Here is a 24,899-nt window from a genome sequence, read left to right as displayed (position 1 = left end):
TTGAGATGAAGCCGCCGGTGGCGGAGTCTTTGCTGGGTCCCGGATCGGCGCTGCGCGTTGCGCAGCTTGTCCCGGACAAGGCGGGACACGTGTTTCCCGGACAAGCGCAGGCGCAGCCGCAGCGCCGATCCGGGACCCAGCATAAAACCCCGCGCAGCGCCCAATTTCCTGCCGCCTTATCGGAAGGTGCCGCCTGATGCGTATCCCCTGCCCCTATTGCGGCGAACGCGACGCCCATGAATTCGCCTATCTCGGCGACGCGACGCTGACGCGGCCGGACCCGGCGGCGGCCGACGCGGCCGAGCGCTTCCACGACTATGTCTATCTGCGCGACAACCCGGCCGGCGCGCATGAGGAGTGGTGGTACCATGCCAATGGCTGCCGCCAGTGGCTGCGCGTGGCGCGCGACACCCGCACCCATGCGATATCGGGCGCCGAACCGGCCCGCCGCAACGTGCCTGCCGGAGACGCCGCATGAGCCGCGCCAACCTCAACCGCCTGAACGCCGGCGGCCTGATCGACCGCACGCGCCCGCTCGGCTTCACCTTCGACGGCACCCGCTATCAGGGCTATGCCGGCGACACGCTGGCCTCGGCGCTGCTGGCCAACGGCGTGCGGCTGGTCGGCCGCTCGTTCAAATATCACCGCCCGCGCGGCATCTTCTCGGCCGGGCCGGAAGAGCCGAACGCGCTGGTGGAACTGCGCACCGGCGCGCGGCGCGAGCCCAACACCCGCGTCACCGTGGCCGAGCTCTATGACGGGCTGGACGCCACCAGCCAGAACCGCTGGCCCTCGCTGGCCTTCGATGCGCTGGGCCTCAACCGCTTTCTCTCGCCCTTCCTCGGCGCCGGCTTCTACTACAAGACCTTCATGTGGCCGGCCGCCTTCTGGGAGAAGGTGTATGAGCCGATCATCCGCCGCGCCGCCGGGCTGGGCCGCGCGGCGCTTGAGGAAGACCCCGACCATTACGAGAAGGCCACCGCCTTCTGCGACGTTCTGGTGATCGGCGCCGGCCCGGCCGGGCTGATGGCGGCGCTCGCGGCGGCGCGCTCGGGCGCGCGGGTGATCCTCGCCGACGAGGATTTCCTGCCCGGCGGCAGCCTGAATGCCGCCACCGGCGATGTCGGCCGCCAGCCGGCCCCGGCCTTCGCCGCCGAGGTGGCCGACGAGCTGGCGAGCCTGCCCAATGTGCGGGTGATGACCCGCACCACCGTGTTCGGCGTCTATGATGGCGGCACCTATGGCGCGCTGGAGCGGGTGAGCGACCATCTCGCGATTCCCGCCGCGTTGCAGCCGCGCCAGCGGCTCTGGCGCATCGTGGCGCGCCGCGCCGTGCTGGCGGCCGGCGCCACCGAGCGGCCCATCGTGTTCGGCGGCAATGACCGGCCCGGCGTGATGCTGGCCGGCGCGCTCGGCACCTATGTGCACCGCCACGCGGCGCTGCCGGGCCGGAACATCGCGCTCTTCGCCAATAATGATGGCGCGTGGCACGGCGTGCTGGCGGCCCATGCGGCCGGCGCCAATGTCGAGACCATAATCGACGTGCGGCGCGAGGTGGCGCCCGCTCTGGTGGCGGCGGCGCAGGCCAAGGGCATCCGCGTGCTCAACGGCGCGCAGGTCATCTCCACCCATGGCCGCACGCTGCGCGGGCTCACCGTCGCCACCGCTTCGGGAACCGAGCGCATCGCCGCCGACACGCTGGCGGTTTCCGGCGGCTGGTCGCCCGCCCTGCATCTCACCTGCCACCATGGCGGCAAGCCGGCATGGAACGAGGCGATCGCCGCCTTCGTGCCGGGCACCTGCCCGCCCGGCCTGACGGTGGCCGGCGCTGCCGATGGCCTGTTCGGGCTCGGCGCCGGGCTTAAGGACGGCGCGGCGAAGGGCCGTGAGGCCGCGCAGGCGCTCGGCTTCCCGGTGCCGCCGCTGGACGTGCCTGTCGTGGCGGACGCGGCCTTCGCCCTGACGCCGTTCTGGCACGTGGCGGATTCCAAGGGCGCCGCCTTCGTCGACCTGCAGAACGACGTCACCGCCAAGGATGTCGGCATCGCCCACAAGGAAGGCTTCCGCTCGGTCGAGCTGCTCAAGCGCTACACCACGCTGGGCATGGCGACCGACCAGGGCCGCACCTCCAACGTCACCGGCCTCGCCATCATGGCGAGCCTCACCGGCGCCTCGATCCCCGAGACCGGCACCACCATCTTCCGCCCGCCCTACACGCCGGTCTCCATGGGCGCGCTGGCCGGCCACCACCGGGGCAAGGACTTCCGCCCGGTGCGCCTGACCCCGACCCATGAATGGGCGCGCGAACAGGGCGCCGTGTTCATCGAGACCGGGGCGTGGCTGCGGGCGCAGTATTTCCCGCGCGCCGGCGAAAAGGACTGGCTGGAGACGGTCTCGCGCGAGGTGACGGCGGTGCGCGCCTCGGTCGGGCTGATCGACGTCTCGACCTTCGGCAAGATCGACCTGCAGGGCCGCGACGTCGGCGCCTTCCTCGACCGCGTCTACATCAACGGCTTCGCGGCGCTCGCCGTCGGCAAGGCGCGCTATGGCGTGATGCTGCGCGAGGACGGGCTGGTGATGGATGACGGCACCACGGCGCGGCTGTCGGCCGAGCATTATGTGATGACCACCACCACGGCCAATGCCGCCAAGGTCTACCAGCATCTCGAATTCTGCCTGCAGGTGCTGTGGCCGGAGCTCGACGTGGCGCTGGCCTCGATCTCCGAGCACTGGGCGCAGATCGCCATTGCCGGGCCGCGCGCCCGCGACGTGCTGGCCCTTGTGGCGGATGGCGATGTGTCCAACGAGGCGCTGCCCTTCATGGGCGCCATCGAGGCCACCGTCATGGGCGGGGTGAAGGCGCGGCTGTTCCGGCTCTCCTTCTCCGGCGAACTCGGCTACGAGATCGCGGTGCCGGCCCGCCAAGGCGCGGCCCTCGCCCGGGCGCTGATGCAGGCGGGCGACGCCTTCGGCATCACGCCCTATGGCATCGAGGCGCTGGGCGTCATGCGCATCGAGAAGGGCCATGTCTCCGGCAACGAGCTTTCCGGCCAGACCACGGCCGGCGATCTCGGCTTCGGCCGCATGGCCTCGACCAAGAAGGACTATATCGGCCGGACGCTCGCCGCCCGGCCCGGCCTCACCGACCCCGAGCGGCCGAGCTTTGTCGGCTTCAAGCCGGTGGATGCCTCGCGCCGGCTGCGGGCGGGGGCGCATTTCCTCAATCTCGGCGCTGCACCGGAAACCGCCAATGACCAGGGCTACATGACCTCGGTCGCCTATTCCCCGCATCTGGGCCACTGGATCGGCCTCGGCCTCATCACGCGCGGGCCGGAGCGCCTGGGCGAGCGGGTGCGCGCCTATGACCCGGTGCGCGGCGAGGAAATCGAGGTAGAAATCTGCGCGCCCGGCTTCATCGACCCGGAAGGAGTGCGTCTGCGTGGCTGACCATCCCTCACACGACCCGCTCGCCGGCATCCCCTTCGACCGCGTGCCGCCGGCCGGTGCCTATGGCGCGGCGGGCCAAGCGGACGGCAGCGCCGGCATCACCGTCTCCCCCGCCGACGAACCCTTCATCGCCCTCGTGGCCGCCCGGCAGGGCCATGCGGCGAGCGTGACGGACCGGCTCTCGCGCGCCTTCGGCGTTGATCTGGCCGACCGCCCGCACGCGGCGATCGAGGGCAACAGCACCGTGGTCGGCATGGCGCCCGGCCGCTTCCTGGTGCTGTCGAAGACCGAGCCGGACCTTGCCGGCACGCTGCGCGCGGTACTCGGCACGGAAGCCGCCATCACCGAGCAGAGCGATGCCTATGTCACCTTCGACCTCGCGGGCGACGCGGTGCCGGCGCTTCTCGCCAAGGGCGCGCTGATCGACCTCGACCCGCGCGTCTTCCGCCCGGGCGATGCCGCCACCACCGTTCTCGCCCATATCGGCGCGACGCTGTGGCGGGTGAACGAAGCATCGTGGCGCATTCTGGTGGCACGCAGCCTGGAAGCCAGCTTCACGCGCTTCCTCATCGCGAGCGGGGCCGAATTCGGCCTGCGGCTGGAGAGCGGAGCGGCGGGACGAGGTTGACGGCGGCGCGCCGCGCGCTTCCCCCGCCCCCTCATCTCCCTTAAAACCCGCCCGGCGCCCTTTCGCGCGCCCCGGCCCCGCGAGACCGACATGACCGACAACACCGCCCCCTGCGTCCTCACCCTCTCCTGTCCCGACCGGCCGGGCATCGTCGCCGCCGTGGCCACGTTCCTGTTCGAGAACGGCGGCAATATCCTCGAGGCGCAGCAGTTCGACGACACGGAGAGCGGGCGCTTCTTCATGCGGGTGATGTTCGACCGCGCCGCCGGCGCGGGCACGCTGGACGCGCTGAAGGCCGATTTCGCCGCCGTGGCCGGCAGCTTCGCGCTGGACTGGCGGATGCGTCCGCGCAGCCAGAAGCGGCGGGTGATGCTGCTGGTCTCTAAATTCGACCATTGCCTCGCCGACCTGCTCTATCGCTGGCGCATCGGCGAGATTCCGATGGAGATCGTCGCCATCGCCGCCAACTACCCGCGCGAGACCTACGCCCATCTCGACTTCGCCGACCTGCCCTTCCATTACCTGCCCATCACCAAGTCCACCAAGATGGAGCAGGAAACCCAGCTGTGGGAGCTGTTCCAGTCGTCGGGCGCGGAAGTGGCGGTGCTGGCGCGCTACATGCAGGTGCTGTCCGACGGGCTGTCGGCCAAGCTCTCCGGCCGCTGCATCAACATCCACCACTCCTTCCTGCCCGGCTTCAAGGGCGCCAAGCCCTATCACCAGGCGCATGCGCGCGGCGTGAAGCTGATCGGCGCGACGGCGCATTACGTGACCTCCGATCTCGACGAAGGCCCGATCATCGAGCAGGACGTGGAGCGCATCAGCCACCAGGATTCCGCCGAGGACCTCGTGCGCAAGGGCCGCGACATTGAGCGCCGCGTGCTCGCCCGGGCGCTGGCCTGGCATCTCGACGACCGGGTGCTGATGAACGGGCACAAGACCGTCGTGTTCCGCGACTGAGGGAATAGGCGTGCGTCGAGACGCGGGGCGCTTCCCCGCTCCTCAGCATGACGATGTCGTTCAACGCGCCATCATCCCGGTGTAGGCGGGCTCGTCATCCCCCGATGACGGCCCCGCCGACATCCTCAGGTGACCGGCTTGCCAGGCCTCGAAGGACGCAGGACAAAGCCGTAGAGCGATTCGCGCTGGAGGAAAGCATGGTCGAGACCCGCCTGATCGACGGCAAGGCGTTTGCCGAGACGATGCGCGCCCGCCTCAAGGACGAGGTCGCCGCCTTCGTGGACGCGACCGGCGTGACGCCGGGCCTCGCCGTGGTGCTGGTGGGCGAGGACCCCGCCAGTGCGGTCTATGTCCGCAACAAGGGCAAGCAGACGCTGGAGGCAGGCATGGCCTCGTTCGAGCACAGGCTGCCGGCGGAAACGTCGCAGGAAGACGTGCTGGCGCTGGTGCGGGCGCTGAACGCCGACGCCAGCGTGCACGGCATCCTCGTGCAGCTTCCGCTTCCCGCGCACATCGACGCGCAGGCGGTGCTGGCCACCATCGACCCGGCCAAGGATGTCGACGGCTTCCATGTGGTGAATGCCGGCCGGCTCGCGGTGGGGCTGGACGCGCTGGTGCCCTGCACGCCGCTCGGCTGCGTGATGCTGCTGAAGGACACGCTCGGCTCGCTGGCCGGGCTGGAGGCGGTGGTGGTCGGCCGCTCCAACATCGTCGGCAAGCCGCTGGCGCAGCTGCTGCTGCGCGAGGATTGCACCGTCACCATCGCCCATTCGCGCACACGGGACCTGCCCGCCGTGTGCCGGCGCGCCGACATCCTCGTCGGCGCGGTCGGCCGGCCGGAGATGATCCGCGGCGACTGGATCAAGCCGGGCGCCACGGTGATCGATGTCGGCATCAACCGGGTGGCGGGCGCCGACGGCAAGAGCCGGCTGGTGGGCGACGTCGCCTTCGACGAGGCGCAGGGCATCGCCGGCGCCGTCACCCCGGTGCCCGGCGGCGTCGGCCCGATGACCATCGCCTGCCTGCTGCAGAACACCCTGACGGCGGCGCGGTGGCAGGTGGGGTGAGTGAGCGAATCCGTTTGGGAAAGTAGCCCGGCGGCACTATATTTGCGGCATGAGCACAATCCGCCACCTGCGCCCCGACGCTGAAACGACGCCCGCCACTCCCCGGGAGCACGGTTCGGAGGCTGCGCGCGTTCAGGCGGCTCTTGATGCCGGTGGGCTGAAGGTGACGGCCGACGAGACGGGCGCGTTCGATGCCCGCGCCTTTGCCGAGGCCGTCATGGCGCGGTGGCCCAAAGTGATGCAGAAGCTGGGCGAGTGAGCGAGCCGCGCTGGATTTCGTCGGCGTTCGCTGTCGACCTGAATCGCCGGTTGGTGGAGATGTCGGGCGAGCCCTTTCTGCTGCGCGACGAGGGCTTGCTGCAATCCGCGTTGGCGGTGCCGCAGAACAAATGGCATTACGAACAGGTTGAAGATGTGGCTCTTCTGGGCCTCGACCTTGCTATCGCCATTGGCAGAAACCATCCGTTCGGACAGGGGAACAAGCGGACGGCGTGGGCGGCGATGCTCGCGTTTTACGCCGTTAACGGCTGTGCGCTTATGGACGATGACGGCAGCGACTATGCCGAGATGTTCATCGGCGTCCTCACAGGCGCCCTCGCCGCCCAGGACCTTCTTGCCGCCATGACCACGAGGGGCCTCTAGAGCCCGTTTGAAAAATCGCTGAAGAGATCGTCATCCCGGCCGCAGTCGAAGGCTTCGAGCCGGAACCCTCCACTAGGACACCGAACCGACCCCGGAGATGGCCTGCGGTCCTTCCAGGATGGCCCCGACGGAAGAGTTTCCAAACAGGCCCGTAGAGCCTTCTTTGGCTTTGAACGGACCTCACACCCGCGTCATGCGGTTCCAGGCGTCCAGGCCGGCGATCTTGTAGGCTTCGGCCAGCGTCGGGTAATTGAACGTGTTCTCGATGAAATAGTCGATCGTGCCCTTGAGGTTCAGCACCGCCTGGCCGATGTGGATCAGCTCGGTAGCGCCCTCGCCGACGATGTGGACGCCGAGCAGGCGGCGGGTCTTCACCGAGAAGATCATCTTCATCATCCCGTTGTTCAGCCCCATGATGTGGCCGCGCGAGGTCTCGCGGAATCGGGCGATGCCGCATTCATACGGGATCTCTCGCTTGCGGACTTCTTCCTCGCTCATGCCCACGGTGGACATTTCCGGCACCGAATAGATGCCATAGGGGAAGAATTCCGGTGGCGGCGGCGGCTCCAGCCCGAAGGCGTGGCAGGCGGCGACGCGGCCCTGCTCCATGGAGGTGGAGGCGAGGCTGGGGAAGCCGATGACGTCGCCGGCCGCGTAGATGTGCGGCACGGACGTCTGCAGCGTCCTGGGCTCGACGCCGATGCGCCCGCGATGATCCACCGTCAGCCCGGCGGCCTCAAGGTTGAGCGTGTCGGTCGCTCCCACCCGCCCGGCGGCGAAGAGCAGCATGTCGGACTGCACGGTGCGCCCGTCCGCCAGCTTGCACACCGGCCGCTCGCGGGCATCCAGCGTGATCGAGGTGACGGCGGCGCCGAAGCGCAGGGCGACATTGCGGTCGCGCAGCTCGTGCACGAATTCCTCGATCAGCTCCTTGTCGATGAAGTCGAGGAATGTGGCGCGCGGCTCGATCAGCGTGACCGAGACGTCCAGCGCGCTGAAGATCGAGGCGTATTCGACGCCGATGACGCCGGCGCCGATGACGGCGAGGCTGCGCGGCAGCTTGGGCAGGTCGACGATCTCGTCGCTGTCGAACACGCTCATGCCGTTGAACGGCACGTAGTCCGGCCGGAACGGGCGGGTGCCGACGGCGATCAGCACATGCGCACCGGTGACGGTGTCGACCTCGCCGGCCTCGCCGGTGATCTGCAGCGTGTGCGGGTCAAGGAAGCGGGCCTCGCCGCGCGCCGTCTTCACGCCGTTACGGGCGAACTGGTGCTCCAGCACGTCGACCTCATGGTCGAGCGTCTTGTGCAGGCGCGACATTAGATCGCCGGCGTCGATATCCTGCTTCACCCGGTAGGAGCGGCCGTAGAAGCCGCGCTCGCGCCAGCCGGAGAGGTTCAGCACCGTCTCGCGCAGGGTTTTCGACGGGATGGTGCCGGTGTGGACCGAGACGCCGCCGACGCGCCGGCCCTTCTCCACCACCAGCACGGACTTGCCGATCTTGGCGGACTGCACCGCGGCGCGGCGGCCGGAGGGACCGCTGCCGATGACAATCATGTCGAAATCGTACATGGCGCGACGATCCGTCCTGTGGCAACGAGGTAGGGGCACCTCCCCTCAATGCACGATGAATGCCAAGGCTCCATGACAGCGCCGCGAAGGCGCGCGACGCCGTGGGCGATTGGCCGGAGACTGGCGGGGCTTTCCTTTTGCCGGCAGAAAGCGTCCCATCGCAGGGGAAGCGAAGGGGCGTGATTGATGAATGGTGGACGGCGCAAGGCGAGCGGGGCGGCGGAAGAGCCGGCCGATGATCTGACCACCGGCTCGGGCGCGCCGCTGGTGCGCGAGCGCACGCTGGAACAGGCGCTGGGCCAGCATGTGCGGGCCATCCGCCACGATCTCGACCTCACGGTCTCCGATCTCGCCAGCGCGGCCGGCATTTCGGTGGGCATGCTGTCGAAGATCGAGAACGGGCTGATCTCGCCCTCGCTCAGCACCCTGCAGGCGATCGCCAGCGTGCTCAACGTGCCGATCTCCACCCTGTTCACCACCTTCGAGGAGAAGCGCGACTGCTCCTATGTGCCGGCCGGCGGCGGGGTCCGCATCGAGCGGCGGGGTACCAAGGTGGGGCACCTGTATGAGCTGCTCGGCCATGCGGTGGGCGGCGAGGTGGCGGTGGAGCCCTACCTCATCACGCTCAGCGAGGAGGCCGTGCCCTATACCGGCTTCCGCCATGCCGGGGTGGAGTTCATCCACATGATCTCCGGCGAGGTGATCTACCGCCATGGCGACCGCACCTATCACCTGCGGCCGGGCGATTCGCTGCTGTTCGACAGCGCCGCCACGCATGGGCCGGAGGAGTTGCTGGTGCGGCCGATGAGCTATCTCTCGATCATCATCTACCCGCGCGAGACGGATCGCTGACGGCACTCTTCACCGACGGCACCCTCTTCACCGCCGTCATCCCGGACGGCCGCCGGCCGAGCCGGGATCTTTGCCGGATGGAGCGCGATCCCGGCGCTTCGCGTCGCAGCGACCGGGATGACGCGGACAGGGAAAACCGGCGCGGCACGCCTGTTTTCTTCTCAAGAAAATATTATTCCATGAATATTGACGCCTGCGGCGGCGGCTCCTAAAAGATGGGGCATGTCCTTCCCCTTGCCTGCAGGAGTGTTCCCGCCATGTGCGGCATTGTCGGCCTGTTCCTGAAGCAGCCGAAGCTGGAGCCGGAGCTCGGCGCCATGCTTTCGCAGATGCTCGACATCATGTGCGACCGCGGGCCGGATTCGGCCGGCTTCGCCGTCTATGGCGCCGGTTCGCCCGGCTTCGTGAAGCTCACCCTGCGCGGCCCCGCCGGCACCGACTTCGCCGCGCTCGGGGCGGAGATCGGCCATATCGTCACCGCGCGCGACACCCATGCGGTGCTCAGCGTGCCGGTTGCCGAGGAGGCGACGGTGCGCGCGGCGCTGGCCCGGCTGGCGCCGGATGTGCGCGTCGTCGGCGCCGGCTCGCGCATGGAGCTCTACAAGGAGGTCGGCCTGCCCGCCGATGTCGCCAAGCGCTTCCACCTGGAGACGATGAGCGGCACCCACGCCATCGGCCACACCCGCATGGCGACCGAGAGCGCCGTGACCACGGACGGCGCCCACCCCTTCTCCACCGGGCCGGACCAGTGCCTGGTCCATAATGGCTCGCTGTCCAACCATGCCGGCGTGCGCCGCCTGCTGGCCCGCGAGGGGCTGGAGGTGAAGACCGAGAACGACAGCGAGGTGGCGGCCGCCTACCTCACCTACCGCATGCGCGGCGGCGACACGCTGGGCCAGGCGCTGGAACATTCGCTCGACGACCTCGACGGCTTCTACACCTTCGTGGTCGGCACCGAGAGCGGCTTCGGCGTGCTGCGGGACCCCATCGCCTGCAAGCCCGCCGTCATGGCCGAAACCGACGATTACGTCGCCTTCGCCTCCGAATACCGGGCGCTCGCCGGGCTGCCGGGCATCGAGACGGCGCGGGTCTTCGAGCCGGAGCCGGCCAAGGTCTATTTCTGGGATCGTGCAGCATGAACCTGTCGCTGAAACAAGCCGCCTCGTCGGAGGGGGAAACCTTCGTCGATCTCGCCGGCACGCCGCTGCGCGAGCTGAACGCCGCCCTGCATAAATTGTCGGGCGACACCAACCAGACCCTGTGGAAGATCGCCAATCCCGCCGGCCGCCACGCCATCGCGGCCGGGCTCGACGCCCCGGTGACCATCGAGATCGACGGGCCGGTCGGCTATTACTGCGCCGGCATGAACAAGCAGGGGCGCGTCATCGTGCACGGCAATGCCGGCGTCGGCGTCGCCGAGAACATGATGAGCGGCTTCGTGCATGTGAAGGGCGACGCCAGCCAGGCGGCCGGCGCCACCGCCCATGGCGGGCTTCTGGTGATCGACGGCAACGCCTCGGCCCGCTGCGGCATCTCGATGAAGGGCATCGACATCGTGGTGAAGGGCTCGGTCGGCCACATGAGCGCCTTCATGGCGCAGGCCGGCACCCTCACCGTGCTGGGCGACGCCGGCGAGGCGCTGGGCGACAGCCTGTATGAGGCCAGGCTGTTCGTACGCGGCTCGGTCGGCGGCCTCGGGGCCGACTGCATCGAGAAGGAAATGCGCGAGGAGCACCGGGCGCTGCTGGCCGCCAAGCTGGAAGCCGCCGGTATTCTCGGCGAGGTCGATATCGCCGAATTCCGCCGCTATGGCTCGGCCCGCACGCTCTACCATTTCCACGTCGACAACGTGTCGAGCTATTGAGGGCGCGATGACCGACCACAGCAACACCCCGCGCACCACCCCGCGCTCTTCCGCTACTTTCGACGACTACACGCTCTCGGAAATCCGCCGCGCGGCGGCGACCGGAATCTACGACATTCGCGGCGGCGGCGCCAAGCGCAAGGTCCCGCATTTCGACGACCTGCTGTTCCTCGGCGCTTCCATGTCGCGCTACCCGCTGGAAGGCTACCGCGAGAAGTGCTCCACCGAGGTCCTGCTCGGCACCCGCTTCGCCAAGAAGCCGATCCAGTTGAAGATTCCAATCACCATTGCCGGCATGAGCTTCGGTTCGCTCTCCGCCAACGCCAAGGAAGCGCTCGGGCGCGGCGCCTCGGCGATGGGAACCTCGACCACCACGGGCGATGGCGGCATGACCAATGAGGAGCGCGGGCACTCGACCCAGCTCGTCTACCAGTATCTGCCCTCGCGCTATGGCATGAACCCCGACGACCTGAAGCGCGCCGACGCCATCGAAGTGGTAGTGGGCCAGGGCGCCAAGCCCGGCGGCGGCGGCATGCTGCTCGGCCAGAAGATCACCGAGCGCGTCGCCGGCATGCGCACCCTGCCGGTCGGCATCGACCAGCGCTCCGCCTGCCGCCACCCGGACTGGACCGGGCCGGACGACCTCGAGATCAAGATCGAGGAACTGCGCGAGATCACCGACTGGGAAAAGCCGATCTATGTGAAGGTCGGCGCCGCCCGCCCCTATTACGACACCGCACTGGCGGTGAAGTCGGGCGCCGACGTGGTGGTGGTCGACGGCATGCAGGGCGGCACCGCCGCCACGCAGGAAATCTTCATCGAGCATGTCGGCATCCCGACGCTGGCCGCCGTCCGGCAGGCGGTGAAGGCGCTGCAGGATCTCGGCATGCACCGCAAGGTGCAGCTCATCGTCTCCGGCGGCATCCGCAACGGGGCGGATGTGGCCAAGGCGCTGGCGCTCGGCGCCGACGCGGTGGCGATCGGCACGGCGGCCCTCGTGGCGCTGGGCGACAACGACCCCCATTACGCCGCCGAATACGAGGCGCTCGGCACCCGCCCCGGCGCCTATGACGACTGGCACGAGGGCCGCGACCCCGCCGGCATCACCACCCAGGACCCGGCGCTGATGGCCCGGCTCGACCCCATCGCAGCGGGGCGGCGCCTTGCCAACTACCTCGCCGTGCTGACGCTGGAGTGCCAGACTATCGCGCGGGCCTGCGGCAAGAGCCATGTGCACAATCTGGAGCCCGAGGACCTTGTCGCCCTGACCATCGAGGCCGCCGCCATGGCCAATGTGCCGCTGGCCGGCACCGACTGGATACCGGGACGGAACGGCGGGCTCTGAGCGCCTTTCCGATATCCTTCGAGGCTCGCTGCGCTCGCACCTCAGGATGACGTGGTTCTTCACAGCGCAACGTCATCCTGAGGTGCCGGCCCTGGGCCGGCCTCGAAGGATGGTCGCCGGCACGACCGGCGCGAGACTTGCACGACCACCAACGAGCCCCAACGGGCCGGGGAACAGCGAAACCGGATTGCACCATGGCCAATGATCTCGCCCAAGCCGATCTGAAGCACGCCGCCAAAGAACTCGGCATCAAGTATTTCCTGATCTCGTATGTCGACCTGTTCGGGGCGCTGCGGGCCAAGCTGGCGCCGGCCACCGCCATCAGCGGCATGCAGAAGTCCGGGGCGGGCTTCGCCGGCTTCGCCACCTGGCTCGACATGAGCCCGGCCGATGCCGACCTGTTCGCCGTGCCGGACGCCTCCAGCCTGATCCAGCTGCCGTGGAAGCCGGAGGTCGCCTGGCTCGCCTCCGACCTGGTGATGAACAACGAACTGGTGGCGCAGGCGCCGCGCAACGTGCTGAAGTCCATCATGCTGGGCGCCGATAGCCTCGGCTACCAGATGAAGACCGGCGTGGAGTGCGAGTTCTTCCTCACCAATGCCGACGGCACCAAGATCTCCGACGCCGCCGACAACGCCACCAAGCCCTGCTACGACCAGTCCGCCCTGATGCGCCGCTACGACGTCATCAAGGAAATCTGCGACTGCATGCTCACGCTCGGCTGGGGCCCCTACCAGAACGACCATGAGGACGCCAACGGCCAGTTCGAGATGAACTGGGACTTCGACGACGCGCTGATCACCGCCGACCGGCACGTGTTCTTCAAGTTCATGGCCCGCTCCATCGCCGAGAAGCACGGGCTGCGCGCCACCTTCATGCCCAAGCCGTTCATCGACCTCACCGGCTCGGGCTGCCACATGCACACCTCGCTGTGGGGACCGGACGGCGCCAACCTGTTCGAGGACGAGGATGGCGAGCTCGGCCTGTCCGATCTCGGCTACAACTTCATCGGCGGGCTGATCCATTCCGCCGACGCGCTGTGCGCCTTCACCAACCCGACGGTGAACTCCTACAAGCGCATCAACGCCCCGCGCACCGTCTCGGGCGCCACCTGGGCACCGAACACGGTCACCTATACCGGCAATAACCGCACCCACATGATCCGCATTCCCGATGCCGGCCGGCTGGAGCTGCGCCTGCCGGACGGCGCCGCCAACCCCTATCTCGCCCCCGCCGCCATGCTGGCGGCCGGCCTCGACGGCATCCAGAACCAGCGCGACCCGGGCAAGCGGCTCGACATCAACATGTACACGGACGGCCACAAGGTGCGCGGCGCCAAGAAGCTGCCGCTGAACCTGCTCGACGCCATCCGGTCGCTGGAGAAGTCCTCCGTCCTGCGCAGCGCGCTCGGCGCACCGCTGGTCGACGGCTACGCCAAGCTGAAGAACGAGGAATGGAACGCCTATTCGCGCCACCTCACCCAGTGGGAACGCGACAACACGCTGGACATCTGAGGGTTTTTTCCCTCGTCGGCGTCATCCCGGAACGGCCGCAAGGCCGTATCCGGGATCGCATCCAGCTCTATCCTGCACGCGATCCCGGCACTGCGGCTTAGCCTCCGGCCGGGATGACGACACGGGCGGAACCGCTCGCCCCCGCGCCCCCTCACTCCCGCACCGAAAACGGCACCACGCCGCGCCGGTCGGGGTCGAGCACGATCTCGCGGTCGAGCGGGGGGAAGGCGCGCTCGGGGCAGGCGGTGCGCGGGCAGATGCGGCAATTGACGCCGAGCGGCGCCACCGCCGCCGCCTTCAGGTCCACACCGTCGGCATGGACCAGTTCGCCGGCATGGGAAATCTCGCAGCCAATGCCGAGCGCGAAGCGGCGCTCGCGCTGGCCGTGGCGCAGCGCCGGCTTGGACGAGCCCCGCGCCAGGCACAGATAGCGCGCCCCGTCCGGCATCTCGCCCACCTGCACCAGCGTACGGGCCGGCTGCTCGAACGCCTCGTGCACGTTCCACACCGGGCAGGCGCCGCCATAGCGGGCGAACTGGAAGCGCGTGGCGCTGTGGCGCTTGATGACGTTGCCGGCGCGGTCGACCTTCAGGAAATAGAACGGCACGCCCTTCTCGCCCGGCCGCTGCAGCGTGGAGAGGCGGTGGCACACCTGCTCCAGGCTCGCCCCGGTCATGGCCGCCAGCCGGTCGAGATCGTGCCGCACCTCGCGCGCGAGGCGGGCGAAGCGGCGATAGGGCAGGATCAGCGCGCCGGCATAGTAGTTCTGCAGCGACAGGCGGCAGACCTCGCGCGCGGTAGGGCTGCGGAAGCCGGCCTCGATGACGTGGCGATCGATCAGCTCGCTCTGCTCGAAGCGGGCGATAAGCGCGGCGAGGCGGAAGGCGCGGCTCGCGGGATCGAGCGTGCGCGCCAGCGTCGCCACCCGGCGGTGGCGGTCATAGGCCAGCAGCGGCGCGTCGAGGCCGGACGCCGCCATTTCCGCCGGCGCCATCTCCACCGCGATGTCGTGGCGCTGGCGCAGATGCGCCGCCAACGCTGCCACCGCATCGTCGCGGCCGAACAGGTCGAGCGCGGCATTGCGCTCCTCGCCCGCCCGGTCTAGCCCGTCGACGTAATTGTCGATGTAGTGGAAATGGTCGCGCACCTCCTCATAGGGCGCGAGGTGGCGCGCCTCGTCGGACGGTGCGCCGCCATCCACCTCGCGCGCCACCGAAACCACCGCGTCGTCCTGCGCGGCGCGGCGCTCCTCCAGCCGGCGCAGCGCCCCGTGCAGGCGCAGGAAGGCATGGGCGAAGGTCGGCGCGTGGGTGGTGGCGTTCTTCAGATCCTGCAGGCTCGGCTCGATGCCGCGAAACACCGGATCGGCCAGCGCCTCGCGCAGATCGGCGACGATGCGGTCGAGGTCGTCGGCACCGAAGCGGGTGATGTCGAGATCGAAGGTGCGGCTGATCGCCAGCAGCACGGCGGCGGTGACCGGGCGCTGGTTGCTCTCGATCTGGTTGATATAGCTCGGCGACAACGACAGCCGCCGGGCGAAATCCATCTGCGTCAGCCCCAGCCGCTCGCGCACATGGCGCACCGCATGGCCGGCGAAGACTTTCTTGGACATGATCGCCTCCAGCGGAAACTACAGAGCATCGTCATCCTAAGGTGCCTGCCGGAGGCCAGCGCCGAATGATGCTCATTCAAGCGCACCCGGACGACCATCCTTCGAGGCGCGCTCCGCGCGCACCTCAGGATGACGTTGCGCAGGCGGACCGCTTGAGGATGACAGCGCGCGGATTGAGAGCACCGTCGTTTTGTGAAAATTTTACAACTTCACGATCCGCATTTTCACAGCTTATGTTTTCCGCTGCAAGCGCCTAGAACGATTTGAACGGTCCGCGCGCACAGTCCCGTCCGGGAGAACGCCATGAAGCCCATTCTCGACGAACTCGACCAGCGCCGCGCCGGGGCACGCGCCGGCGGCGGTGAAAAGCGCGTCGCCGCCCAACACAAGCGCGGCAAGCTGACGGCGCGCGAGCGACTCGACCTGCTGCTCGACAGCGGTTCCTTCGAGGAGTTCGACACCTTCGTGCAGCACCGCTGCACCGATTTCGGCATGGACAAGGCCGAGAAGATTCCCGGCGACGGCGTCGTCACCGGCTGGGGCACGGTGAACGGGCGCAAGGTGTTCGTGTTCGCCAAGGACTTCACCGTGTTCGGCGGCTCGCTCTCCGAGGCGCATGCGGCCAAGATCACCAAGATCCAGGACATGGCGCTGAAGACGCGGGCGCCGGTGATCGGCCTGTTCGACGCCGGCGGGGCGCGCATCCAGGAAGGCGTGGCGGCGCTGGGCGGCTATGGCGAGGTGTTCCGCCGCAACGTGCTGGCCTCCGGCGTCATTCCGCAGATTTCCGTCATCATGGGCCCTTGCGCCGGCGGCGATGTCTATTCGCCCGCCATGACCGACTTCATCTTCATGGTGCGCGACAGCTCCTACATGTTCGTCACCGGGCCGGAGGTGGTGAAGACCGTCACCAATGAGAGCGTGACCGCCGAGGAACTGGGCGGCGCCAAGGTGCACACCAGCAAGTCCTCGGTCGCCGATGGCGCCTATGAGAACGATGTCGAGTGCCTGTTGCAGATGCGCCGGCTGATCGACTTCCTGCCCGCCAGCAACCAGTCCGGCGTGCCGGTGTGGCCGAGTTTCGACGATGGCGAACGGCTCGACCCCTCGCTCGACACGCTGGTGCCGGAAAACCCGAACAACCCCTATGACATGAAGGAGCTGATCGCCAAGGTCGTCGACGAGGGCGATTTCTTCGAGATCCAGGGCGCCTTTGCCGGCAACATCCTCACCGGCTTCGGCCGGGTGGAGGGGCGCACCGTGGGGTTCGTCGCCAACCAACCGATGGTGCTGGCCGGCGTTCTCGATGCGGATGCATCGAGAAAAGCCGCGAGGTTCGTGCGCTTCTGCGACGCCTTCGAAATCCCGCTCGTCACCTTTGTCGACGTGCCGGGATTTTTGCCGGGCACGGCGCAGGAATATGGCGGGCTGATCAAGCACGGCGCCAAGCTGCTCTTTGCCTATGCGCAGGCCACCGTGCCGCTGGTCACGCTCATCACCCGCAAGGCGTTCGGCGGTGCCTATGACGTGATGGCCTCCAAGCATATTGGCGGCGACGTCAACTATGCCTGGCCGACCGCGCAGATCGCCGTGATGGGGGCCAAGGGGGCGGTGGAGATCATCTTCCGCGCCGACATCGACGACCCCGAGAAGATCGCGGCGCGCACGAAGGAATATGAGCAGCGCTTCCTCTCGCCGTTTGTCGCGGCCGAGCGCGGCTATATCGACGAGGTCATCACCCCGCGCTCGACGCGCAAGCGCATCGCCCGCGCGCTCGCCATGCTGGCCTCGAAGAAGGTCGAGGCGCCGATGAAGAAGCACGATAATCTGCCATTGTGAGGCGCTTACCCGGCGGGGGCGGCGTCATCCTGAGGTGCGAGCGCAAGCGAGCCTCGAAGGATGCCCAACGGGCGTACGAGACGACCATCCTTCGAGGCCCGTCTAGGCCGGGCACCTCAGGATGACGACAGCAAAGAATCGAACGGTCAGGGACGCCCATGTTCTCCAAGATCCTCATCGCCAACCGTGGCGAGATTGCCTGCCGGGTCATCAAGACCGCCCGGCGCATGGGCATTGCGACCGTCGCGGTCTATTCCGACGCGGACCGGGACGCGCTGCATGTGGCGATGGCGGATGAGGCTGTGCCCATAGGCCCCGCCCCGGCGGCGCAGTCCTATCTCGATGCCGACAAGATCATCGCGGCGGCCAAGCAGACCGGGGCGCAGGCGATCCACCCCGGCTATGGCTTTCTCTCCGAGCGGGCGAGCTTCGCCACCGCGCTGAAGGACGCCGGCCTCGTCTTCATCGGCCCCAATCCGGGGGCGATCGAGGCGATGGGCGACAAGATCGAATCCAAGAAGGCGGCGGCGGCGGCCAATGTCTCCACCGTGCCGGGCTATCTCGGCGTGATCGAGGATGCCGCCCACGCCGCGCGCATCGCCGACGAGATCGGCTATCCCGTGATGATCAAGGCCAGCGCCGGCGGCGGCGGCAAGGGAATGCGCATCGCCCATTCCCGCGACGAGGTGCAGGAGGGGTACGACCGCGCGCGCTCGGAGGCGAAGTCGTCCTTCGGCGACGACCGGGTGTTCGTGGAAAAGTTCATCGTCAACCCGCGCCATATCGAGATCCAGGTGCTGGGCGACAAGCACGGCAACGTCATCCATCTCGGCGAGCGCGAATGCTCGATTCAGCGCCGCAACCAGAAGGTTGTCGAGGAGGCCCCCTCGCCGCTGCTGGACGAGGCCACCCGCGCCCGGATGGGGGCGCAGGCCGTCGCGCTGGCCAAGGCGGTGAACTATGACAGCGCCGGCACGGTGGAATTCGTCGCCGGGCAGGACCGGTCGTTCTATTTCCTCGAGATGAACACCCGCCTGCAGGTGGAGCACCCGGTCACCGAGCTCATCACCGGCATCGACCTTGTCGAGCAGATGATCCGCGTCGCGGCGGGCGAGCCGCTGGGCATCGCGCAAGGCGAGGTGACGCTGAACGGCTGGGCGGTGGAGAGCCGCGTCTATGCCGAAGATCCCTATCGCGGCTTCCTACCTTCCATCGGCCGGCTCACCCGCTACAGGCCCCCGGCGGAAGGGGTGAGCGAGGGCGTCACCGTGCGCAACGACACCGGCGTGTTCGAGGGCGGGGAAATCTCGCTGTTCTACGACCCGATGATCGCCAAGCTGATCACCCACGCGCCGACGCGGGACGCGGCAATCGAAGCGCAGGCGGACGCGCTCGACGCCTTCGCCATCGACGGCATCCAGCACAACATCCCCTTTCTCTCGGCGCTGATGACGCATGAGCGCTGGCGGGCGGGCCGGCTTTCCACCGGCTTCATCGCGGAAGAATATCCCGACGGCTTCCACGCCACCGCGCCGAGCACGGCACTGGCCCGCACCTTGGCAGCGGTGGCGGCGGTGATCGACAATGTCGGCAATGCCCGCAAGCGCAAGATTTCCGGCCAGCTCGCCGGGCGGCCGGTGGTGTTCGAGCATCAGCGGGTGGTGAGGCTCGGCGACCTCGCCCTCGCTTGCGAAGTGGACCGCGCGGCGGGCGGCTTCATCGTCAGCTTTCTGGACGACGCCGGTCGGCCGCTCTCGACCCATGAGCTGCGCTCGGGCTGGCAGCCGGGCGAGCCGGTATGGAACGGGGTGTTCGACGAGGAAGCCATCGCCGTGCAGGTGCGCCCCCGCCTCAACGGCGTGGCACTGGCGCATCGCGGCGTGGCGGTGGAGGCCTTCGTCTATACCAGGCGCGAGGCCGAACTCGCGGCGCTGATGCCGGTGAAGGAACAGGCCGGCAGCGGCAAGCAGCTGCTTTGCCCAATGCCGGGGCTTATCGTCTCGATTGCCGTTTCCGAGGGGCAGGAAGTGAAGGCCGGCGAGACGCTGGCCGTCGTCGAGGCGATGAAGATGGAGAACGTGCTGCGCGCCGAGCGCGACGCCACGGTGGGGAGGGTGCACGCCAAGGCCGGCGACAGCCTCGCCGTCGACGCCGTCATCCTCGACTTCGCCTGAGGGGGCCGCCATGGATTCGCGCCCGCTCGATCTCGACCTCGACAGCTTCCCGTCCGCGACCCGCGCCGACTGGCTGGCGCTGGTGGAGGGCGTGCTGAAGGGCGCAGCCTATGACACGCGCATGGTCACGCGCACGCCGGACGGCTATACGCTCGACGCCCTGCCCGAGCGCCGCCGCGAGGCCGCGCCCATCGCCGGTCGCCCGGCGGGCGCACCGTGGAAGGTGATCGCCCGCATCGACCATGACGACCCGGCCCTCGCCAATACGCAGATGCTGGAAGACCTGAACGGCGGCGCCGATGGCGTCGCGCTGGTCTTTGCCTCTTCGCCCCATGCCGGCGGCTTCGGCCTGCCGGTGCGGTTTGAGGACCTGTCCACGGCGCTGGAAGGGCTGATGCCCGAAATGGCGACGCTGCGGGTGGACGTCGGTGCCTTTCAGGGGCGGGATGTCGCGCTGGCCCTGGCCCGCCTGTTCGAGAAGGCCGACCCCGCCGGCCTCGATATGCGCTTCGGGCTCGATCCCATCGGCGATTTCGCCGCGCGCGGCGCCGCGCCGATCGATTGGGGCGCGCTCTCCGCCCGGCTCGGCCAGACGGTGCTGGCGCTGCGCGGGCGCGGGCTCATCGCGCCGATGGTGCGGGCCGACGGGCGCCTGCACCATGGCGCCGGGGCTACCGACGCGCAGGAACTCGCCGCCGTGCTCGCCACCGCGCTGGCCTATCTCAGGGCGCTGGAGGCCGGCGGCCTGCCACTCGATGAGGCCGCGCGCAGCATCGAGGTGACGTTGACCGCCGATGTCGACCAGTTCGGCACCCAGGCCAAGCCCCGCGCCTTCCGCCTGCTGTGGCAGGCCATGCTCGAGGCGTGCGGGCTCGACCCCTCACCCGTAGCGCTCCACATGGAGACCGCCTGGCGCAGCCTCACCCGGCACGACGCGCAGGTGAACCTGCTGCGCGGCACCCTCGCCGCCTTCGCCGCCGGGGTGGGCGGGGCGGACAGCGTGAGCGTGCTGCCCTTCACCCAGGCGCTGGGGTTGCCCGATGCGGCGGCGCGGCGGCTGGCGCGCAACACGCAGATCATCCTAATGGAGGAATCCAACCTCCACCGCGTCGCCGACCCCGGCGCCGGGGCAGGCGCCATCGAGGAGCGGACGGAAAAGCTGGCCGCCGCCGCCTGGGAGCTCTTTCGCCAGATCGAGCGCGAGGGGGGCATGGTGGAGGCGCTCGCCTCCGGTACGTGGCAGGCGCGGCTCACGGCGGCGCGCACCGCACGGGCACGCGATATCGCCACCCGCCGGCTGCCGCTCACCGGCACCTCGGAATTCCCGCTGCTCGGCGAGGCGGTGCCCGCCGTGCTCGCGCCCGCTCCCCGCCGCACCACCGCCGCGCTGCCGGAAGGCGCGCTGCTGTGCGAGCCGCTGGTCGGCGAACGTCTGGCCGAACCGTTCGAGCAATTGCGCGAGGCCGCCGCCGCGACGTCGCCGCGCATCTTCCTCGCCACGCTCGGCACGCCAGCGCAGTTCACGCCCCGCGCGAGCTTCGCCCGCGCCGCCTTCGAGGCCGGCGGGCTGGCCGCGCCGGGCAATGACGGCTTCACCGGCATGGCCGCGCTGGCGCAGGCCTTCCAGGCCTCGGGCGCCCGGCTAGCCTGCCTGTGTTCGTCGGACGAACTCTATGCCGCTTCGGCCGTGGCGGCCGCTGCCGTGCTGAAGGAGGCGGGGGCATTGCGCGTGTACCTCGCCGGCAAGCCGGGCGGCGACGAGGCGGCCCAGCGCGGCGCGGGCATCGACGGCTATCTGTTCGCCGGCATCGACCTTGTGGCGTTTCTGCGCGAGGCGCAGGCGGTGCTCGGCATCGGCCGAAGGGTGGAACCATGAGCCACGCCATCCGTTGCCCCAGGGGTGGCTCTCATGCCGCCATCAACCTAGGGACAGACCATGAAAACGCTGAATCACGGGTGGAAACGCGCCACCTGCGGCGCGGCGCTTTGGGGGGCGCTGCTGATACCGCCGGCAACGGCACAGGAACTGACGGAACTGAGCCTGCACGACGGCATCTGGGAAGTGTCGACGCAGCCGATCTCGGGACCGTGCGACAAGCGGCTGGACTTCAAGCTGTCGGTCGAGCACGGCCGCGTCACCTATGCCGGCTCCTGGCCGGTGGACGCGAGCGGCTCGGTGAGCCCGCTCGGGGCCATAACCATCCGCGTCGTGCGGGGCGGCGAGACGCTCTCCGCCAAGGGCGTGGTGCGGGGCGATGTCGCCACCGGGAAATGGGAATCGCCGGTGAAGAACTGCACCGGCTCATGGGTGGCGCGCAAGGCCTGAGCCTTGCCCGCCGCTGTGGGGGGCGCACGCGATGAGCGCGATCCCCGATTTCGCCGCGCGCGACTGGCGTTCTCCGTCGCCCGCCGCGCCGGCACCCGGCCCCGGCAATTGGCCGACCCCCGAAGGGCTGGCGGTGAGACCCGTCTATGCGCCGGGGGACCTTGCCGGCCTCGGCTTCGTCGATGGCTATCCCGGCCTCGCGCCCTATCTGCGCGGCCCCTACCCCACCATGTACGCGACCCAGCCCTGGACGGTCCGGCAATATGCCGGCTTCTCCACGGCGGAGGATTCCAACGCCTTCTACCGCCGCAACCTCGCGGCGGGACAGAAGGGGCTCTCGGTCGCCTTCGATCTCGCCACCCATCGCGGCTATGACAGCGACCACCCGCGCGTCGCCGGCGATGTCGGCATGGCGGGGGTGGCGATCGACTCGATCTATGACATGCGCACGCTGTTCTCCGGCATCCCGCTGGACCAGATGAGCGTGTCCATGACCATGAACGGCGCGGTGCTACCGATCCTCGCGCTGTTCGTGGTGGCGGCGGAGGAGCAGGGGGTGGGCCCGGCGCAGCTCTCGGGGACCATCCAGAACGACATCCTCAAGGAGTTCATGGTCCGCAACACCTATATCTACCCGCCGACGCCCTCGATGCGGATCATCTCCGACATCTTCGCCTACACCTCCACGCACATGCCGCGCTTCAACTCGATCTCGATTTCCGGCTACCACATGCAGGAAGCCGGGGCGACGCAGGATCTGGAACTGGCCTACACGCTGGCCGACGGCATCGACTATGTGCGCGCGGGCGCGGCGGCGGGGCTGCCGATCGACGCCTTCGCGCCGCGCCTGTCGTTCTTCTGGGCCATCGGCATGAACTTCTTCATGGAAGTCGCCAAGCTGCGCGCCGCCCGGCTGATCTGGGCGAAGCTGATGAAGGATCTCGGCGCGAAGAACCCGAAGTCGCTGCCGCTGCGCACCCATTCGCAGACCTCCGGCTGGAGCCTGACGGCGCAGGACCCGTTCAACAATGTGATGCGCACCATGGTGGAGGCGATGGCGGCGACGCAGGGGCACACCCAGTCGCTGCACACCAACGCGCTGGACGAGGCGCTGGCGCTGCCCACCGACTTTTCCGCCCGCATTGCCCGCAACACCCAGTTGCTGCTGCAGCAGGAGAGCGGCACCACCCGCGCCATCGACCCCTGGGGCGGCTCGTTCTTCGTCGAGCGTCTGACCGCCGACCTCGCCGCCAAGGCGCTGCGCCACATTGCCGAGGTGGAGGAACTGGGCGGCATGGCCAAGGCGATCGAGGCCGGCATTCCCAAGCTGCGCATTGAGGAAGCCGCCGCCACCACGCAGGCGCGCATCGATTCCGGCGCGCAGACGGTGGTCGGCGTCAACAAGTACCGGCCGGCCCGCGAAACGCCGCTCGACGTGCTCCGGGTCGACAATTCGGCGGTGCGCGCCGCGCAGCTCGACAAGCTGGCGCGGCTGAAGGCCGAGCGCGACCCGCAGGCGGTGGCCGGCGCACTCGCCGCGCTGGAGGCCGGCGCGCGCAAAACCGGCAATCTGCTGGCACTCGCCATCGATGCCGCGCGGGCCAAGGCGACGGTGGGCGAGATTTCCGATGCGCTGGAGCGCGTCTTTGGCCGGCACCGCGCGGATGTGCGCACGGTCTCGGGCATCTATCGACGGGAGGCGGGAGCCATGGCCGACAAGGTTGCGCAGGTGCGCGCGCGTGTCGAGGCGTTCGCGCAGGAGGAAGGCCGTCGCCCCCGGCTGCTGGTCGCCAAGGTCGGGCAGGACGGGCACGACCGGGGCCAGAAGGTGATCGCCTCCGCCTTCGCCGATCTCGGCTTCGATGTCGATATCGGCCCGCTCTTCGCCACGCCGGAGGAAGCCGCCCGGCAGGCGGTGGAGAACGACGTGCACGTCATCGGCATCTCCTCGCTCGCCGCCGGGCACCTGACGCTGGTGCCGCAAGTGAAGGCGGCGCTGGCGGCGCAAGGGCGGCCCGACATCATGGTCGTGGTCGGCGGCGTGGTGCCGCCGCAGGACTATGACGCGGTGCGCGCGGCGGGGGCCGATGCCATCTATCCCCCCGGCACGGTGATCGCCGAGGCGGCCGGGGAACTGGTCGCCACCCTCGCCGCCCGGCTGGGCCACGCGCGGGACGCGGCGGAGTAGCGAAAAGCGGAGCTAGCGGGCGCGCCACTCCTTGGGTGCGTCCACATTCGGGCTCTCCGCAAGGTCCAGCTCCAGCAGCGTCGATCCGTCGACGATAGCCCCGGCCGTGAACGCGCCATAGGCACGAAAGACCAGTCGGGCCTCGCCCTGGGCGGCGGTCACGACGTACCGATGGGGCGAAAATGAATCGTGCAGGTAGAAGATGACCGGTCCCGTCACGGGCGACTTGTTCCTGCTCGGGCGGACGATGAGGGTGACCGTGCACCAGCTGCCCTTCAGGGTCGAGGGCTCGACGGTTGCGCACAAAATACGCCCATTGCTGGCCTCCGTGCCACCAAAGCGTCCTTTCTGAGGATCGTCGGGGTTCGCCGGCTCAGGCAAGGCGATCCCGTCCTCGGCGCCCGGGCCGTCGCTGGCGAAGGCTGCGGTGCCCATGCCCTGCCGGATGGCGACGACCTCGCGCAGTATCTGCTCCAGCTTCTGGCTGACATTGACGTCCATCTCGGACGTTGCCGCGATGTTGTTGGCGTCGATCCGGTTCAGCGCCGCCTTGACGCCGTCGGAACCGAACGAAAAGGTTTCAATTCTCGGGACGACGAGTGTCACCAAAGCCAGTCCGACGAGAATACTTATCTTCGTTCCATCGCCCAGAACCCTGCCGAATGCTTCGGCGATGGCGACGATGATAAGTATTGTCGCGATGATGATGAACGGCTTGTTGGCTGATTTCAGCCATGCGGCCGAAGCCGCGCTCGCGAACGACCTGATGCTCCCCATGCCCGCCCCCTCCGGTGAGAGGGCAAGAATGCACAACCTGGGCGCGAATAACAAGACGTCCCTACCGTCGCCCCACTTTGGCACGGTGG

The 24,899-nt window shown here is 68.8% G+C and carries 20 protein-coding genes; 17 read left to right on the top strand and 3 right to left on the bottom strand.

What is annotated here, in order from left to right; genetic code table 11:
- The first annotated feature begins 196 nt into the window (after positions 1-196).
- The 7 genes from ACQY76_RS12450 to ACQY76_RS12420 all read left to right on the top strand — a co-directional run bounded on the left by ACQY76_RS12450 (position 197) and on the right by ACQY76_RS12420 (position 6,744).
- Positions 197-478 (top strand): sarcosine oxidase subunit delta, encoded by a 282-nt coding sequence (locus ACQY76_RS12450; RefSeq protein ID WP_428029054.1) that lies wholly within the window; start codon positions 197-199, stop codon positions 476-478.
- Positions 475-3,447 (top strand): sarcosine oxidase subunit alpha family protein, encoded by a 2,973-nt coding sequence (locus ACQY76_RS12445; RefSeq protein ID WP_428029053.1) that lies wholly within the window; start codon positions 475-477, stop codon positions 3,445-3,447. The genes ACQY76_RS12450 and ACQY76_RS12445 overlap by 4 nt, the downstream gene beginning before the upstream one ends.
- Positions 3,440-4,075: a sarcosine oxidase subunit gamma gene (locus tag ACQY76_RS12440; RefSeq protein WP_428029052.1), complete on the top strand. Its 636-nt coding sequence runs from the start codon at positions 3,440-3,442 to the stop codon at positions 4,073-4,075. The genes ACQY76_RS12445 and ACQY76_RS12440 overlap by 8 nt, the downstream gene beginning before the upstream one ends.
- Positions 4,076-4,165: 90 nt before the next feature.
- Positions 4,166-5,035 carry a formyltetrahydrofolate deformylase gene (purU, locus tag ACQY76_RS12435; protein WP_428029051.1) on the top strand — a complete coding sequence of 290 codons (870 nt, stop codon included), beginning with the start codon at positions 4,166-4,168 and terminating at the stop codon, positions 5,033-5,035.
- A 197-nt stretch (positions 5,036-5,232) separates the two neighbouring features.
- Positions 5,233-6,102, top strand: coding sequence for a bifunctional methylenetetrahydrofolate dehydrogenase/methenyltetrahydrofolate cyclohydrolase FolD (gene folD, locus ACQY76_RS12430; protein WP_428029050.1), 870 nt, complete (start codon positions 5,233-5,235; stop codon positions 6,100-6,102).
- 49 nt (positions 6,103-6,151) lie between these two features.
- Positions 6,152-6,361, top strand: coding sequence for a hypothetical protein (locus ACQY76_RS12425; RefSeq protein ID WP_428029049.1), 210 nt, complete (start codon positions 6,152-6,154; stop codon positions 6,359-6,361).
- Entirely contained in the window at positions 6,358-6,744 is a 387-nt protein-coding gene (locus tag ACQY76_RS12420) for a type II toxin-antitoxin system death-on-curing family toxin (RefSeq protein WP_428029048.1), read from the top strand. The genes ACQY76_RS12425 and ACQY76_RS12420 overlap by 4 nt, the downstream gene beginning before the upstream one ends.
- Positions 6,745-6,924: 180 nt before the next feature.
- Here the strand turns inward: ACQY76_RS12420 and sthA are convergent, their stop codons facing one another.
- A complete protein-coding gene (sthA, locus tag ACQY76_RS12415) occupies positions 6,925-8,319 on the bottom strand; it encodes a Si-specific NAD(P)(+) transhydrogenase (RefSeq protein ID WP_428029047.1) in 1,395 nt (464 codons plus the stop codon).
- 186 nt (positions 8,320-8,505) lie between these two features.
- On the opposite strand from sthA, the gene ACQY76_RS12410 reads away from it, so the two are divergent.
- The 5 genes from ACQY76_RS12410 to glnT all read left to right on the top strand — a co-directional run bounded on the left by ACQY76_RS12410 (position 8,506) and on the right by glnT (position 13,894).
- On the top strand, positions 8,506-9,171 hold the full coding sequence (locus ACQY76_RS12410) for a helix-turn-helix domain-containing protein (protein WP_428029046.1): 666 nt from the start codon (positions 8,506-8,508) through the stop codon (positions 9,169-9,171).
- A 257-nt stretch (positions 9,172-9,428) separates the two neighbouring features.
- On the top strand, positions 9,429-10,310 hold the full coding sequence (locus tag ACQY76_RS12405; RefSeq protein ID WP_428029045.1) for a class II glutamine amidotransferase: 882 nt from the start codon (positions 9,429-9,431) through the stop codon (positions 10,308-10,310).
- Complete coding sequence (locus ACQY76_RS12400; RefSeq protein WP_428029044.1) at positions 10,307-11,035, top strand: protein glxC; 729 nt, start codon at positions 10,307-10,309, stop codon at positions 11,033-11,035. The genes ACQY76_RS12405 and ACQY76_RS12400 overlap by 4 nt, the downstream gene beginning before the upstream one ends.
- Before the next feature lie 7 nt (positions 11,036-11,042).
- Positions 11,043-12,380 (top strand): FMN-binding glutamate synthase family protein, encoded by a 1,338-nt coding sequence (locus ACQY76_RS12395; RefSeq protein WP_428029043.1) that lies wholly within the window; start codon positions 11,043-11,045, stop codon positions 12,378-12,380.
- A gap of 194 nt (positions 12,381-12,574) precedes the next feature.
- On the top strand, positions 12,575-13,894 hold the full coding sequence (gene glnT, locus ACQY76_RS12390; RefSeq protein ID WP_428029042.1) for a type III glutamate--ammonia ligase: 1,320 nt from the start codon (positions 12,575-12,577) through the stop codon (positions 13,892-13,894).
- Positions 13,895-14,045: 151 nt separating this feature from the next.
- On the opposite strand, the gene ACQY76_RS12385 is transcribed toward glnT, so the two are convergent.
- Positions 14,046-15,506, bottom strand: a complete 1,461-nt coding sequence (locus ACQY76_RS12385; RefSeq protein WP_428029041.1) for a helix-turn-helix domain-containing protein — start codon at positions 15,504-15,506, stop codon at positions 14,046-14,048.
- A gap of 303 nt (positions 15,507-15,809) precedes the next feature.
- On the opposite strand from ACQY76_RS12385, the gene ACQY76_RS12380 reads away from it, so the two are divergent.
- From ACQY76_RS12380 to scpA, 5 genes are all read left to right on the top strand, one after another.
- Complete coding sequence (locus ACQY76_RS12380; RefSeq protein ID WP_428029040.1) at positions 15,810-17,345, top strand: acyl-CoA carboxylase subunit beta; 1,536 nt, start codon at positions 15,810-15,812, stop codon at positions 17,343-17,345.
- 158 nt (positions 17,346-17,503) lie between these two features.
- Positions 17,504-19,519, top strand: coding sequence for an acetyl-CoA carboxylase biotin carboxylase subunit (locus ACQY76_RS12375; RefSeq protein ID WP_428029039.1), 2,016 nt, complete (start codon positions 17,504-17,506; stop codon positions 19,517-19,519).
- A 10-nt stretch (positions 19,520-19,529) separates the two neighbouring features.
- A complete protein-coding gene (locus ACQY76_RS12370; RefSeq protein ID WP_428029038.1) occupies positions 19,530-21,395 on the top strand; it encodes a methylmalonyl-CoA mutase family protein in 1,866 nt (621 codons plus the stop codon).
- A gap of 60 nt (positions 21,396-21,455) precedes the next feature.
- Positions 21,456-21,845 (top strand): hypothetical protein, encoded by a 390-nt coding sequence (locus tag ACQY76_RS12365; RefSeq protein ID WP_428029037.1) that lies wholly within the window; start codon positions 21,456-21,458, stop codon positions 21,843-21,845.
- A 31-nt stretch (positions 21,846-21,876) separates the two neighbouring features.
- A complete protein-coding gene (gene scpA, locus ACQY76_RS12360; RefSeq protein WP_428029036.1) occupies positions 21,877-24,033 on the top strand; it encodes a methylmalonyl-CoA mutase in 2,157 nt (718 codons plus the stop codon).
- Positions 24,034-24,045: 12 nt separating this feature from the next.
- Here the strand turns inward: scpA and ACQY76_RS12355 are convergent, their stop codons facing one another.
- Complete coding sequence (locus ACQY76_RS12355) at positions 24,046-24,810, bottom strand: pYEATS domain-containing protein (protein WP_428029035.1); 765 nt, start codon at positions 24,808-24,810, stop codon at positions 24,046-24,048.
- Positions 24,811-24,899 lie beyond the last annotated feature (89 nt).

The organism is Ancylobacter sp. (genome assembly GCF_965279025.1).
In the GTDB taxonomy this organism is placed as follows: domain Bacteria; phylum Pseudomonadota; class Alphaproteobacteria; order Rhizobiales; family Xanthobacteraceae; genus Ancylobacter.
This window is presented reverse-complemented; position numbering and strand designations above follow the sequence as displayed.